The 14,552-nt window shown below is 48.4% G+C and carries 7 protein-coding genes; 5 read left to right on the forward strand and 2 right to left on the reverse strand.

Annotated features, from left to right (window positions below):
- Nucleotides 1-66: 66 nt before the first annotated feature.
- Nucleotides 67-1,338 (reverse strand): ATP-binding protein, encoded by a 1,272-nt coding sequence (locus C7Y71_RS08830; protein ID WP_111898203.1) that lies wholly within the window; start codon nt 1,336-1,338, stop codon nt 67-69.
- A gap of 764 nt (nt 1,339-2,102) precedes the next feature.
- Between C7Y71_RS08830 and C7Y71_RS08835 the strand changes: the two genes are divergently transcribed.
- The 5 genes from C7Y71_RS08835 to C7Y71_RS08855 all read left to right on the forward strand — a co-directional run bounded on the left by C7Y71_RS08835 (nt 2,103) and on the right by C7Y71_RS08855 (nt 11,715).
- Complete coding sequence (locus C7Y71_RS08835) at nt 2,103-4,475, forward strand: leucine-rich repeat domain-containing protein (RefSeq protein ID WP_151908903.1); 2,373 nt, start codon at nt 2,103-2,105, stop codon at nt 4,473-4,475.
- Between the two features lie 567 nt (nt 4,476-5,042).
- On the forward strand, nt 5,043-6,545 hold the full coding sequence (locus tag C7Y71_RS08840; protein ID WP_111898200.1) for a glycoside hydrolase family 10 protein: 1,503 nt from the start codon (nt 5,043-5,045) through the stop codon (nt 6,543-6,545).
- A gap of 239 nt (nt 6,546-6,784) precedes the next feature.
- Nucleotides 6,785-9,208, forward strand: coding sequence for a bifunctional aspartate kinase/homoserine dehydrogenase I (gene thrA / locus C7Y71_RS08845; RefSeq protein WP_111898199.1), 2,424 nt, complete (start codon nt 6,785-6,787; stop codon nt 9,206-9,208).
- Nucleotides 9,209-9,263: 55 nt separating this feature from the next.
- Nucleotides 9,264-10,343: a DUF4421 family protein gene (locus tag C7Y71_RS08850; protein WP_111898198.1), complete on the forward strand. Its 1,080-nt coding sequence runs from the start codon at nt 9,264-9,266 to the stop codon at nt 10,341-10,343.
- 124 nt (nt 10,344-10,467) lie between these two features.
- The gene (locus tag C7Y71_RS08855; RefSeq protein WP_111898197.1) at nt 10,468-11,715 is read left to right on the forward strand and encodes a hypothetical protein; all 1,248 of its coding nucleotides are present in this window, start codon (nt 10,468-10,470) and stop codon (nt 11,713-11,715) included.
- Nucleotides 11,716-11,783: 68 nt separating this feature from the next.
- Here the strand turns inward: C7Y71_RS08855 and alaS are convergent, their stop codons facing one another.
- The gene (gene alaS / locus C7Y71_RS08860; RefSeq protein WP_111898196.1) at nt 11,784-14,441 is read right to left on the reverse strand and encodes an alanine--tRNA ligase; all 2,658 of its coding nucleotides are present in this window, start codon (nt 14,439-14,441) and stop codon (nt 11,784-11,786) included.
- Between the last annotated feature and the right edge of the window lie 111 nt (nt 14,442-14,552).

Below are 14,552 nucleotides of genomic sequence, written 5' to 3' on the forward strand. Positions count from 1 at the left end.
AACGCAGCGAGGCGAACTCCATGCGCTTGACTCCTTAGCAGTCGCCTGTCGGTGAGCATCTTTCGGTTATTTCTCAAATAGCGATGAAATACTTTTTGTGTCAAGCAGAAAGTCGAGCAGCCCCATCGTTACAATACCCTTATCATTTATCTTACGCATTATGTTGTCGCCAACGACAATCATTTTGCGGAAGCTATCATTGATTCCAAGTAGTGGCCTTTGTTCTTGGTTTTCCTTTTCCGATGTCGGCATACGAAAGGCAGATTGGAGATAAACACGATCCGGACCTTGATTTACCACGAAATCCACTTCCAAGCGTTTACGAACAGCCTTTCCCTGATCATCGCGCTCCCACGTTTCCACAAGTCCGACATCGACCCGATAACCACGACTACGGAGCTCGTTGTAGATGATGTTTTCCATAATGTGCGTTTCTTCCTGCTGTCTGTAGTTTAGTGCTGCCGCACGAAGACCTATGTCAGTAAAGTAGTATTTGGTTTCTGTCCCGATATATTTCCGTCCCTTTACATCGTATCGCATAGCCTCTTCTATCAAAAATGCGTCTTGTAAGTGGCCGATATAGTCCTTAATGGTTTTGCTGATAATCGTTTTTCCTTCAACTGATTGGAATGTGTTGCAGATTCGTTTAGGATTGGTGGATGTTCCAACAGCAGAGGCAAGAATCTGCGTAAGTTGTCTTAAGCCTTCAGGGTTTCGTAAATGGTTACGCTCTATCACATCGTGTAAATAAGTCAACTCGTACAGGTTAATGAGGTACTCTATCTTCTTGGTCGCGGATTCAAATTGTACCACTTGAGGAAGTCCACCAAATGTATAGTAGTCATTCCACGCCGTTGTCCTGTCGCCACCTACAACCTCGTAATACTCCTTGAAACTCAATGGCCACACTCGTATTTCATCTCCTCGTCCTCTGAATTCCGTTACGACATCTTTGGATAGAAATTTTGAATTAGAACCCGACACATAAACATCTAAATGACGTTTGTGCATGAGGCTCAAAAGTACCTCAACGAAGTCATCTACAAGTTGTACTTCGTCAAGTACGACATAGTATGTGTGCCCATCAGCAGGTGTCCGGTTTTCAATGTAATCCAATAAAACGTCGGGGTTGCGTAGCCGGCGGTTTGTCCGGTCATCAAGTGATAGTTCGACAATGTGGTTTTCATCGACATCATGCTCTGTCAGGTAACGATGGAATATATCGAAGAGCAGGAAAGATTTTCCACATCTTCGTCCACCAGTTACTATCTTCACTAATCCGTTTCCTTGACTTTCTACTAATTTATCAAGATATTTCTGCCGTTGAAAGTAATACATCTAAGTCGTTTTTTTGTGGCGTGCCACAGATTTTGGTTGCAAATATACATTTTTACTCCCAATAGTACCAAAATTATGCGCTTATTTGGACGCTCTTTTCAGAAAAATCGTTTTATGCCTTTTATCTTAATCCTGTGTAAAGAAGGGGCACACAATCTTTGAAAGATTCAAAGCAAAAAAATCGTGTTAATTTGTGTCCATTTGTGGTTCTGTTTATAAAAGGTTCCGTTTGCTAGATTTGTACCGATTCGCAGGATTTCTTTGACGAGCACAGCGAGGCGAACTCCATGTAGTCGCCTGAAGTCGAGAAATCCGACAAATCTTTTCAAATCAAACAAATGTTTCTTCTTATAAATAGAGAATACCCCATTGATTTTTAAAATCAAAAAAAAGCCACGCGCAGCAAAAATTTTGTGTTAATTTGTGCCGGTTCGTGGTTCTTTTTATTAACTTTGCCCTGTCGCAGGGAGAAATCTGCGACCAAGAATGCGTTTTTGATTTATCCTAATCATAGAAATCGCCAATTTCAAAGTATAGAAGGATTAAAGCAATTAACGCTCATCTGTGATATATAGTTTCATACATGCTTGCATGCTGTGTGAACTGCTGTATATTTCACAGCGTGAGGGAGTTGTATATGGTTCATTTCTGTACGAGGTGTTTGGCGATACCCTATGATTGATGAACAAAACAAGTCTTCACGCTTTTCTTGTATCCCCATGTTTACAATGGCTTCCGGAGGCTGAGCCGCAAAAAATAAAGTTATGAAACGAAAACTACTGTTTCTGCTCCTGCCGCTCATCCTCTGCGGCACAAACGCCCTCGCCCACGACATCGAGGTCGATGGCATCTACTACGTTTATACCAACAACAAAACGAAATTAGGCGTGTCTTATAGAGGAACATCCTATTCTTCTTACTCAAATGAGTATTCAGGCAAAGTGGTCATCCCGGATTCCGTTACCTATAACGGAACGACTTATCCCGTCACGAGCATAGAAAATTATGCTTTCTATAATTGCTCCGGCCTGTCCTCCGTAACCATCCCAAGTTCCGTCTCGACCATCGGAAGTTCTGCTTTCTATAAATGCTCCGGCCTGACGAAGGTAAATATCACAGACATAGCCTCATGGTGCAAGATATCTTTTGGTAACGACTCTGCCAATCCCTTATATTATGCAGAGCACCTTTATTTAAACGACAGTGAGGTTACAGAATTGGTTATTCCCAGTTCCGTCACGAGCATAGGAAGTTATGCTTTCTGTAATTGCTCCAGCATGACCTCGCTAACTATCCCCAACTCCGTCACGAGCATAGGAAGAGAGGCTTTCAGCGGTTGCTCTGGCCTGACCTCGGTAACCATCCCCAATTCCGTCACGAGCATAGGAGATTATGCTTTCTATAATTGCTCCGGCCTGACCTCCATAACCATTCCCAACTCCGTCACGAGCATAGGAAGAGGGGCTTTCAGCGGTTGCTCTGGCCTGACCTCGGTAACCATCCCCAATTCCGTCACGAGCATAGGAGATTATGCTTTCTATAATTGCTCCGGCCTGACCTCCATAACCATTCCCAACTCCGTCACGAGCATAGGAAGAGAGGCTTTCAGCGGTTGCTCTGGCCTGACCTCGGTAACCATCCCCAATTCCGTCACGAGCATAGGAGATTATGCTTTCTATAATTGCTCCGGCCTGACCTCCATAACCATTCCCAACTCCGTCACGAGCATAGGACGTGATGTGTTCCCCTCTGCTACGAAAATCTACGCAGAAAAGGGCAAGGTGTCTGTCTTGGTACTGTGGAGAGCGAGTTATACTGTTTATGACAAGGATACACAGAAGTCGCTGCCTAAACCTACTTTGAGTTACAGCAGTACGCAAAGTACGGTGAAACTTACCATCAACAATCGTGATGACAGTTATAAGTACAAGATTACTTCGGACACTAAAGTAGCAGAGGCAAATGTACTGAATCTGTCTCTTTATCCCGATTATTACGGCTGGGCATATTTATACGCCGCAGAAAAGAACGCTGAAGATTGGTATTCACTTGAAGAATATAAAGAATATTTTACATCTTCGCTCAATGCATCCGTTTCGACTACGGCAACCACAGCCTCATCATTGTCCGTAAAAGGCAGTTACACGCAGGGCGATGCAACGGTAACGGCACAGAAGCTGCAAATCAATGGTACGACCTACGACGTGTCGGACGGCAAGGCAGCTACTTTTACAGGTCTGAACCCCAACAAGGAGTACACCGCCACCTATACAGTTACAGCCAACGGGCATACCTATACTAAGACGGGTAAATTCACCACGGCAGCCCTCACCCTGACCACCCGTCAGCCGAAGGTGGTGAGCGCCGGCAACGTGATTGTGGCGGCAGCATCGAACATCAGCGAGGAGGAGGAGAACGTGGGCTTCGAGTGGCGGCGCACCGACTGGACGGGCGACTTCGCCTCAAACACCGGCACGGCATACGTCTATACCGACGGCACGGCAGGCACCAACATGATAGAGGGCTATATCCGCAACCTGAACACGGAGAAACTCTGGAAGTACCGCCCGTACTACCTTGCCAACGACGGCACGTACTACTACGGCGACTGGGTGGGGCTCGACCCGACGAACACGTCCTACTTCGAACCCACGGTGCACACCTACGCCAAGGTGGACATCCAGGGTAACACAGTCCTCGTGAAAGGCTATGCCCTGCGCGGCTCGGACAACGTAACGGTGAAGGGCTTCATGTACTGGAAGAATACTGGCAAGTCGGCTCCCAAACTCATGGCAGTTACGATTCCTGCCAACGCCAAGACGCTGACCGTAACCGGCAGTTCGCAGATCATGACCGCCAGCCTCTCCGACCTCGACTACGACGCGGAGTACAGCTACGTTTCGTTCATGACCACCAGCGAGGGCGACACCTACTACGGCGAGGTGCAGACCTTCCGCACAGAGCCTGACGTTACGGGCATCAGCGAAGTGATGACGGCGGACGAGCCAGCCGCAGAGACCGCTCGCACGGGCATCTACACCCTGAGTGGCGTGAAACTGAGCGACGACAGCAGCCGCCTGCGCACACTGCCCGCCGGTGTTTACATCGTGAATGGCAAGAAAGTGGTGAAGAAGTAGCCGCTTGATCCAAGAACTTTTCTTATGAATTAGCGTGAGTGCGACATTTTCTTATGCCGCACTCACGTTATCTTAGGGGTGTTCTATAAATTAGGATTTGGTCTTATGTTTAGTCTTGTTGATTGTTGGTTCTTTTGGGTGTCTTTTTACCTAAGTTCTTGGTTCATGGCTTGCTATGCACCTGCGAACTTTAAGAGGGTGTGTCAAAATAAATTGAGTGCGCTGTCGCGCAGAAATCCTACAAATCTACTCAAATCTAACAAATTGATTTTCAGATGATTATTTTTGCATGATTTGTGATGATTTGCAAGATTTCTTGCCTTTTAGGCGACTTAACAAATTTTGACACACCCTCCATTATTTCTGAAACAAATCAATAATTCCATAAATCATTGCTGTAAATCAGTGCACCACGTGAATTTTAGGCACATTAGTAGTTTGCATATCCGAAAAAAAATGTAATTTAGCACCTTGAATAAAAGTGCGGGTACAGTGATGACGACTCGAAAGTGATAATATCTTGGTTTTCAGTCGTTATTAAGTTTCCGATAACATATCAATTTTTATATGAAGAAGATTTTATTTTCCCTTTTGGTGATGTGCAGCATGCTCTGCAGCGCACAGAACACCATCCCCCAGCCCAAGCGCGACTTCCGCGGTGCTTGGATACAGTGTGTCAACGGACAGTTTCAGGGTATGTCCACATCAGCCATGCAAGCAGAGTTGACACGACATCTCGATGCCTTGCAGGCATGTAATTGTAACGTAGTGATATTCCAGGTGCGTCCTGAAGCAGATGCGCTCTACAATAGCCCATACGAGCCGTGGAGTCGTTTCCTGACGGGCAAACAGGGCACGCCGCCCAGCCCCTATTGGGACCCATTGGCATGGATGGTGAAGGAATGCCACAAGCGCGGCATGGAACTGCACGCATGGATTAACCCCTTCCGTGCCAAGACAAAAGGCACGAAGGAAATTTCTGTGATACATCCTTACCTCAAGAACAGGAACAACTTCTTCCGCTACGACGGACTGATACTCTTCGACCCCGGATTGCCTGAGAACCGTACGTACATCTGCAAGGTGGCAGGCGATATCGTGCGCCGCTATAATGTTGACGGTCTTCACATCGACGACTATTTCTACCCCTATCCCGTGGCAGGAGAAGAAATCCTCGACCACTATACCTATGAGAGTTTCAAGCGTGGCATCAACAACATTGCCGACTGGCGCCGCAACAACGTGAACCTCTTCATCAAGGAACTGCACGACACCCTGCGTGCCGTCAAGCCATGGGTGAAGTTCGGTGTGTCGCCCTTCGGCATCTACCATAATGATAAGGCGGGCTCCAACGTGCCAGGCAGCCAGACCGGTGGCTTGCAGAACTACGACGACCTCTATGCCGATGTGCTGAAATGGGTAGATGAAGGATGGGTGGACTACGTCGTACCGCAACTCTACTGGCAGATAGGGCACAAGACAGCCGACTACAAAACCCTCGTGGAATGGTGGGCACGCTATTGTGCGCAACGTCCGCTCATCATTGGTCAGGACATCGAACGCACGATGAACTTCCCGGATGTGGACAACCCCACACGCAACCAGATGCGCGCCAAATACACCCTGCAGCGCGAGACGTCGAACATATCAGGAAACTGCCTGTGGTATTCCAAGAACATAGCCGACAACTATAAAAACTACGCAACGGGGCTTGCGCGCAATTACCAGCGCTATCCCGCCCTTCAGCCAGAGATGAAGTTCATGGACGACAAGAACCCGGGCAAGGTGCGCCGGCTGAAAACCTTGAGTAAGGACGATGGACTGTACCTCTGCTGGGACGCACCAACAGCGCGCGACATCATGCAGGAAGCCGTAAAATACGTGGTTTATCGCTTCGACAGCAGAAAGGACATGAACCTCGATGACCCGTCGAAGATTGTTGCAATTACAACGGAGAAGACCCTGAAACTGCCCTACAGCAACGGCATGACACCCTACTACTATGTAGTTACTGCGCTTGACCGTGTTCAGAACGAGTCGCTACCTAAGGGAAAAGTCATCAAACTATAATTAAACTCAACTTTCTGAAGTTATCGCTACGCTCGAATCTATCGGAGTTAACGAAGTTAATGACGATACGTTAGACCGATAAATATCAAAAGAAGATAAAAGAAAGAAATCAGCATTGGTAGCATCGTTAACTTCGAGCGAAGCGATAACTTCAATAACTTCGCTAACTTCAAGCAAATAGAACTTGCGAAACTTGAATAAATAAAGATACACAAGGTTAACATACTTTTATTCAACAGATGAAAGTACTCAAATTTGGTGGCAGTTCAGTAGGTACTGCCGATAGCATACTAAATGTAAAGAAAATCATAGAATCCACACCGCGCCCCGTGATTGTTGTGGTTTCTGCCCTGCGTGGCATAACCGACCAACTCATCAAGACTTCAAACCTTGCAGCGGCAGGAAACGAGGCATATCGCCAGGAAGTGGAGGAGATGAAACAACGGCACTATCAATTCATTGCCGACGTCATCCCTGCCGAAAAGCAAGCACCTCTTAAGGAGAGAATAGCGCGTAAGTTCCAGGATCTGGAGAGCATACTTCAGGGCATTTTCCTCATTCAGGATTTTACGCAGAAGAGCGCAGATGCAGTGGTGTCGTATGGCGAGCGGTTCTCATCGATGATTTGTGAGGCACTCATTTCTGGCGCCAGACTCTATGATGCCAGAAAACTCATCAAGACAGAGCGAAACAACGAAAACCTTGTCAACTTCGAAGCGACAAACCAACTCATTCGCGAGGCTTTCAAAGAGATGCCGGAAGTAGCCGTCATGGGTGGATTCATAGCCAGCGACATCAGCAGCGGAGTAACGACAAACCTCGGACGCGGAGGGTCGGACTATACCGCTTCCATCCTTGCTGCAGCACTCGATGCAGAGGCGTTGGAAATATGGACAGACGTGGACGGTTTCATGACAGCCGACCCGCATGTCATACCTTCTGCCTACACCATAGACGAACTGAGTTACAAGGAGGCGACAGAACTGTGCAACTTTGGTGCAAAGGTGGTGTACCCGCCAACCATCTTCCCCGTCTGTGTGAAGAACATCCCTATCTACGTCAAAAACACCTTCCAGCCCGAAGGGAAAGGTAGTGTCATACGTGAAGACGCTGCACCTTCGCAAAATCCCATCCGTGGTATGTCGAGTGTGAACGAAACGAGCATGGTAACCGTTTCCGGTATGTCGATGGTGGGTGTCGTAGGTGTTAACCAGCGCATATTCACCACGATGACCAATGCCGGAGTCAGCGTGTTCATGGTGGCTCAGACGAGTTCCGAAACCAGCATTTCCCTCTGTGTCAGTCCGGAGGATGGTCCACGCGCCTGCGAGGCACTCGATGCCGAATTTGCCAGTGAGATAGCAGATGGTGCGATGAACCACACCACATTGAAGGAGGACCTCGCCACAGTGGCTGTTGTGGGCGAATACATGCGACACATACCCGGCATCATGGGAAAACTGTTTAGCACACTTGGTCGCAACGGTATCAATGTGTGTGCCTCTGCCTGCGGTGCGCTCGAACTGAACATATCGTTCGTCGTGGCACGCAAGCAGTTGAAAAAGGCGATGAACGTCATACACGACAGTTTTTTTCTCTCTGCCCACCAAGACCTTAACGTCTTCATCTGTGGAGTGGGCACTGTAGGAGGAAGCCTATTGCAGCAAATCACATCACAGCAGGAACGACTGTTGCAGGAGCGCGCATTGAGAATCAACGTTGTAGGAATCACTAACCGCCACGGCGCAGCATACGATGCCGAGGGAATAAGTCTCGAACACTACGAAGAACTGCTCAGTCCAGAGAATGGTACGGGCATAGAACCCATGGTGGAACATATCATAGAGATGAACCTCTATAACAGCGTGTTCGTGGACTGCACGGCAAGTGCAGATGTGGCGAAAAACTATCAGCATCTGCTCGAACACAACGTGTCGGTAGTGGCAGCCAACAAAGTGGCTGCATCAAGCAATTATGACAACTACCACCAGTTGAAACAGACAGCCATGGAGAGGGGAGTGAAGTTTCTCTTCGAAACGAACGTGGGAGCCGGACTGCCTGTCATCAATACCATCAACGACCTTATCAATAGCGGCGACAGCATTCTGTGTATCGAAGCCGTGCTTAGCGGCACACTGAACTATGTTTTTAATACCATTTCTGAAAACATCACGCTCAGTCAGGCTGTAAAGAAAGCGCAGGAAGAAGGCTACAGTGAGCCCGACCCACGTATAGACCTTAGCGGCACCGATGTTATCCGCAAGATTACCATTCTGGCGCGCGAAAGCGGTTATAGGGTGGAGACAGATGACATCAGGAAAGAACTGTTCCTGCCAACAGAACTCTTCGAGGGTGACCTCGACACATTCTGGAAACGCCTGCCCGAACTTGATGCCAAGTTTGAGAAAGAACGCCTGCGTCTTGAGCAGGAGCACAAACATTGGCGCTTTGTGGCTCGCTGGCAGGAGGGCAAAGGCAGTGTGGGGCTGGCAGAAATCAGTGCCAACCACCCGTTCTATAACATAGAAGGCTCAAACAACATCGTGCTGCTCACCACAGAGCGCTACCGCGAATACCCCATGCTCATACAGGGTTATGGCGCAGGAGCGGAAGTAACGGCGGCTGGTGTGTTTGCCGACATTATGCGTGTTGCCAATATCTAATTATAAATATATATATCATAAAAAAGACGTACTCGTGAAAGTTTTTCTAAAAAAGATGAAGAATTTCAAGAAATCAATAGTATTGGTCGTTCCCATGTTTCTTTTTGCGCTTGAGTTGTCTGCACAGGATGTGCCGCAACTATCACAACGTACCGATAGTCTGATTCGTTCGCACCTCACACCACGTCAAGACAGCATTTACAACAAGCGCAAAGAACAGATTCATCAGCAACACATCAAATTGGAAAAACACTATAGAGCACCCAACGTTGACACAACATACATACAGCGCCCAAAGGAGCGGCTTGTGCTTCGCGTCATTGACAATATGTCCGTTGCTGCCATCAGTGCAAGGATGACGACACAAGACGGGCTGAAAGGAAAGTTTGAGACAGAAGGCGACTTCCGAAATACCATCACCTTTGGTGCCAACTATCTCGGCATTGGTCTTGCCGTAGCCCTGAACCCGGCAAAGATTTTCGGTAAACGCACGAGTACAGAATTCAATATCAATAAATATGGAAACACCTTCGGGTTCGACGTCGTTTACCTGAACAACAAATCGTATAGCGGCGAGATGAAATATGGTGGAGAGAAGTACGACATCGAGCGCGGTATGCTGTCGAACAAATCGCTGACAGTTGACGGCTACTATGTGTTCAACGGCAAGAAGTTCTCCTTCCCCGCAGCATTTTCTCAGACCTACAAGCAGGTCAAGTCTGCCGGTAGCCTTATGCTGGGAGTTTCCTACAACAGGAGCAACCTGACGAACCATACCGTTTCAGACGATACAGAAGAAGAAATTCGCAAGATTTCTACACACCAGTTTGCCGTGGGTGTGGGCTATGGCTACAACTGGGTGCCCACCCGCCGCTGGCTCATACACGGCAGTGCCATGCCTTTCTTCGGAGTGTTCCGCCATAACCGCCTGTACATTCAGGACAGAAAGGAAAAGATGCCTTACCGCTTCCCCGAAATGCAGTGGGTGGGACGCGTTGCTGTGATTTATAACGTAAAAAGATACTTCTTTGGAGTTAATGCCGTGTTCAACTATTTCAATTCAGGAGACGAAAAACAGTTGTTGATTGAAAACTTTAAGTCGCGCACAAGACTGATTTTTGGCATCAGACTCTGATGTGCTTTTTCCTAAAAAAACTTAACAACAGAGCATTTTAAGAATTTTTAAATACATTTTTTCTGCAAATTGGTGCGCCATATCTACTTTTGGCGCACCAAATCAATATGCAATATCAGAAAAAATGAAAAAACGTACATCATTCATCATGCAGTCGGTGCTGTGGGTAGTCATGGCTGCATTCACTTTTGGAGTAACTTCTTGTGGCGGGGATAATGAAAAAAAGTCATCGGGAAAAGATGATGACCTGTCTTCAATGATTCCCGACGCGAAAGATGTGGAATCGGCTGTCAACGACATCTTCGAAGAAGCCAAACCGCTGGTGGATTCCGTGGCAAAAGGCTTTGGAGGTGCGGTCAGTGATGAAGACTACGAGAAAACAAAAGAAGCTGCAAAGGAAACTGCCGGGAAAATCAGTAAGGAAGCAATAGACAGTGCCGCCGGAAAGATAAACATCATCACGGAAGAGGCTGCGAAGAAACTTGATGAAGCGAAAGAACAGTTAGGGTTGTCGGACAAAGAAAAAGAGGACAATTCAGCCAAGGCCGATGCAGAAAAGGAAACAAAGACCGAGCCTGCAGAGCCTGAGCAGAAAGCAGAGAAGAAGGAAGAACCTAAGCCCGAAGCGCGTGCGCAAGAGCCGGAAAAACCTTCTACAGAGCGCACCACTGTGGCAAAAGTACCACCCGCACCAAAAACCTCTGCAAAACCCGAATATGAGCCACGGCAAGCACCGGTGCAGCGAACAGAGCCCCGGCCGCTCCCCGAAAGAAGAAACAGCGAAACCGCTCAGCAAGATGAAGAAATCGAAGGCGATGTGGTTCTCCAATCTCCTGAAGAGGGACCAACCGCAAGCCGCTGTCGCTGTCCGCGCAAGAATGGTGCAGATGAGAGCACCTGCAACTGTTCAGAGGCACAAAACGGCTGCACATGCGGCACAGGCTATTGCGAAGGCTGCGACTGCAACGGCACTATGGCAGGAAACGACAAAAATGCCGAATCAGAAGGTCCTTCAGCGTTGGCAATCATCGGCATCGTGCTCCTCGCACTGCTCCTCATTGCCGTCATCACGCTGATAGTAGTCCTCACCAGAAAGAACAAAACCGATGCGCAAAACACACCGCCATACGGTCCTAGTAACGGCTATAACCAACCTTACAACGGCTACACCCAGCCAGGAAATAACTACGGAAACCCCAACAACGGGTATCAACAGCCTTACAACGGTTACCAACAACCGGGCGCAGGGTATCAACAGCCCGGCAACGGCTACGGTCAGTCCAATAACTATTACGAAGACCGCGCAAATCCTTACGATAATCCACAGGGTAGTACAGACGAACAGCAACCACCCTCAACGCCCGAAGAGTAATTAGAATCAGAAAAAACGCGATGAGCAGCAACCTGCACATCGCGTTTTTTATATCTATGTGTTAACCATTACAAATTAGTCAGTTCTATGGCTTTGTCCACGGCGGCTTGGAGGCCGTTGATGTCCTTACCGCCCGCTGTGGCAAAGTGAGGCGCGCCACCGCCACCGCCCTTGATGAGTTTGGCTGCCTCGCGAACGATGTTGCCGGCATGCAAACCACGTTCTTCCACGAGGTTCTTGCTGATCATCATTGTCAAGAGCGGCTTGTCCTCGTTGTGCGTGCCTATAGCAATAATGACATTTTCGGGCAACTGGGCTGCAATCTGGAAAGCGAGGTCTTTGGCAACTCCGGGTTCAGTCATGCCTGGGATAACAGTTCTTACCACTTTGATACCATTGACTTCTACGGCATCCTTTATGAGACTGTCGCGCATACGCAAAATGTGTTCCTTCATAAAGTTTTCAACTTGTTTCTGCAGACCGCTATTCTCCTCAATAGTCTTCTGGATGGATGCCGTGAGGTCCTTGGAGTTGTTGAAGAGTCCTTGCAGGTTTTCGAGTAAATCGGTTTGCATATAGTAGTGTTCCTCTGCCACTTCTCCTGTGATGGCCTCGATGCGACGTACACCTGCTGCTATGCTCGCTTCACTGAGGATGCAGAAAAAGCCGATGTTACCTGTGCTTTTTACGTGGCAGCCACCGCAGAATTCCACACTCTTGTCAAACTTCACCACGCGCACCTTGTCGCCGTATTTCTCACCAAAGAGTGCAATGGCACCAAGTTTCTCTGCCTCTTCGATGGGTAGGTCGCGATATTCCTGCAAAGGTATGTTCTGACGGATTCGGCTGTTGACGATGCGCTCCACCTGACGCAGTTCTTCAGGAGTCGTCTTTTGGAAGTGTGAAAAGTCGAAACGCAGGTAGTTGGGTGTTACGAGCGAACCTTTCTGCTCCACGTGTGTGCCAAGCACCTCGCGAAGTGCCTGGTCGAGCAGGTGAGTGGCGCTATGATTTGCCTCGCATGCACGACGGGCTTTCTCGTTAACTATAGCCTCGAATTCTGCAGAGAGATCCGTAGGAAGCTTCTTTGTAAAATGAACGATGACGCCATTTTCCTGTTTTGTGTCAAAAATTTCTATGCTTTCATCGCCACAGCGCAGGATGCCCTGGTCGCCTACCTGACCACCCATTTCAGCATAGAATGGTGTGCGGTCGAGCACAATCTGATAGTACGACTTCTTTTTTTCTTCCACCTTGCGGTAGCGCAGGATGTGCGATGTCTCGCGCGTTACGTCCCAACCTTCGAAAGTGGTTTCTCCGCCTTCGCGAACAACCACCCAGTCGCCTGTCTCTACGCTGGCTGCATTGCGGGCGCGATCCTTCTGCTTCTGCATCTCCTCATTAAACTTCGCTTCGTCCACCTTCAGGCCATTCTCCTCGCAGATGAGTTGTGTAAGGTCGAGTGGGAAACCGAAAGTGTCGAACAGCGTGAAAGCCTTGCTGCCATCTACTGTATCAGAGCCGGCAGCCTTAGTCTCTGCCATCACGTTTTCGAGCAGCGATATACCTGTGGCGAGTGTGCGAAGGAAGGAATCTTCCTCTTCCTTCATTACCTTAGTGATGAGCACTTCCTGTGCTTTGAGTTCGGGATAGGCTCCTCCCATTTCATCGACGAGTGTTGGCACGAGTTTGTACATGAAGGCTTCTGTCTGTTCAAGGTAGGTATAGGCATAGCGCACGGCACGTCGCAGGATGCGGCGGATAACGTAGCCTGCCTTGGCATTGGAAGGCAACTGCCCGTCGGCTATGCTGAACGAGATGGCGCGCAGATGGTCGGCTATCACGCGCATAGCAATATCGGTGGGGTTCGTCAGGCTGTCTTCTTCCGTGGCATTGCCCACATTGTAGCGCTTACCGCTGAGTTCCTCTATCTTGCGAATGATGGGTTGGAACACGTCGGTGTCGTAGTTCGACTTCTTGCCTTGCAGGGTACGCACGAGGCGTTCGAAGCCCATGCCAGTGTCAATAACCTTTTTGGGAAGCGGTTCGAGAGAACCGTCAGCCTTGCGGTTATACTGCATGAAGACGAGGTTCCATATTTCGATGACTTGCGGGTCGTCCTTGTTCACGAGTTCTCTGCCGGGCACTTTGGCTTTCAGTTCTTCGGAACGGGAGTCGATATGAATTTCCGAACAGGGTCCGCAAGGTCCTGTGTCGCCCATTTCCCAGAAATTATCGTGCTTGTTGCCGTTGATGATATGGTCGGTTGGGAAGTATTTTTCCCAGTAGCCGGCAGCCTCGTCGTCGCGCTCAAGCCCTTCTTCCTCAGAACCTTCGAAAACTGTAACATACAGGTCTTTTGGATCTATTTTAAGTACATCAACGAGGAACTCGTAGGCATACTTGATGGCATCTTCCTTGAAATAGTCGCCAAAACTCCAGTTGCCGAGCATTTCGAACATCGTATGGTGGTAGGTGTCGCGTCCCACTTCCTCGAGGTCGTTGTGCTTTCCGCTCACACGGAGACACTTCTGAGAGTCGGTCTGACGTGGGCATTTGGGTTCGGCGTTTCCCAGAATGATGTCCTTGAACTGGTTCATACCGGCGTTGGTAAACATCAGGGTGGGGTCGTTCTTGATTACCATCGGTGCGCTGGGCACTACGAGATGGTCATGGTCTTCAAAATACTTCTTGAAGGCCTCGCGTATTTCATTGGCTGTCATCATTTAGTCTTGTTTTTTTATTTTCGGACGCAAAGTTACTGCAAACCGCCCACTTATAAAAAACTTACTTGTTGTTTTTAAGAAATAAAAGCGCAAAAATGGATTAAATGGATT

The sequence above is a fragment of the Pseudoprevotella muciniphila genome, from assembly GCF_003265305.2.
Classification (GTDB): domain Bacteria; phylum Bacteroidota; class Bacteroidia; order Bacteroidales; family Bacteroidaceae; genus Alloprevotella; species Alloprevotella muciniphila.

Coding starts and splice junctions, on each gene's coding strand:
- C7Y71_RS08830 (WP_111898203.1), bottom strand. CDS start 1,338: ATGTATTACTTTCAACGGCAGAAATATCTTGATAAATTAGTAGAAAGT.
- C7Y71_RS08835 (WP_151908903.1), top strand. CDS start 2,103: ATGAAACGAAAACTACTGTTTCTGCTCCTGCCGCTCATCCTCTGCGGC.
- C7Y71_RS08840 (WP_111898200.1), top strand. CDS start 5,043: ATGAAGAAGATTTTATTTTCCCTTTTGGTGATGTGCAGCATGCTCTGC.
- thrA (WP_111898199.1), top strand. CDS start 6,785: ATGAAAGTACTCAAATTTGGTGGCAGTTCAGTAGGTACTGCCGATAGC.
- C7Y71_RS08850 (WP_111898198.1), top strand. CDS start 9,264: ATGAAGAATTTCAAGAAATCAATAGTATTGGTCGTTCCCATGTTTCTT.
- C7Y71_RS08855 (WP_111898197.1), top strand. CDS start 10,468: ATGAAAAAACGTACATCATTCATCATGCAGTCGGTGCTGTGGGTAGTC.
- alaS (WP_111898196.1), bottom strand. CDS start 14,441: ATGATGACAGCCAATGAAATACGCGAGGCCTTCAAGAAGTATTTTGAA.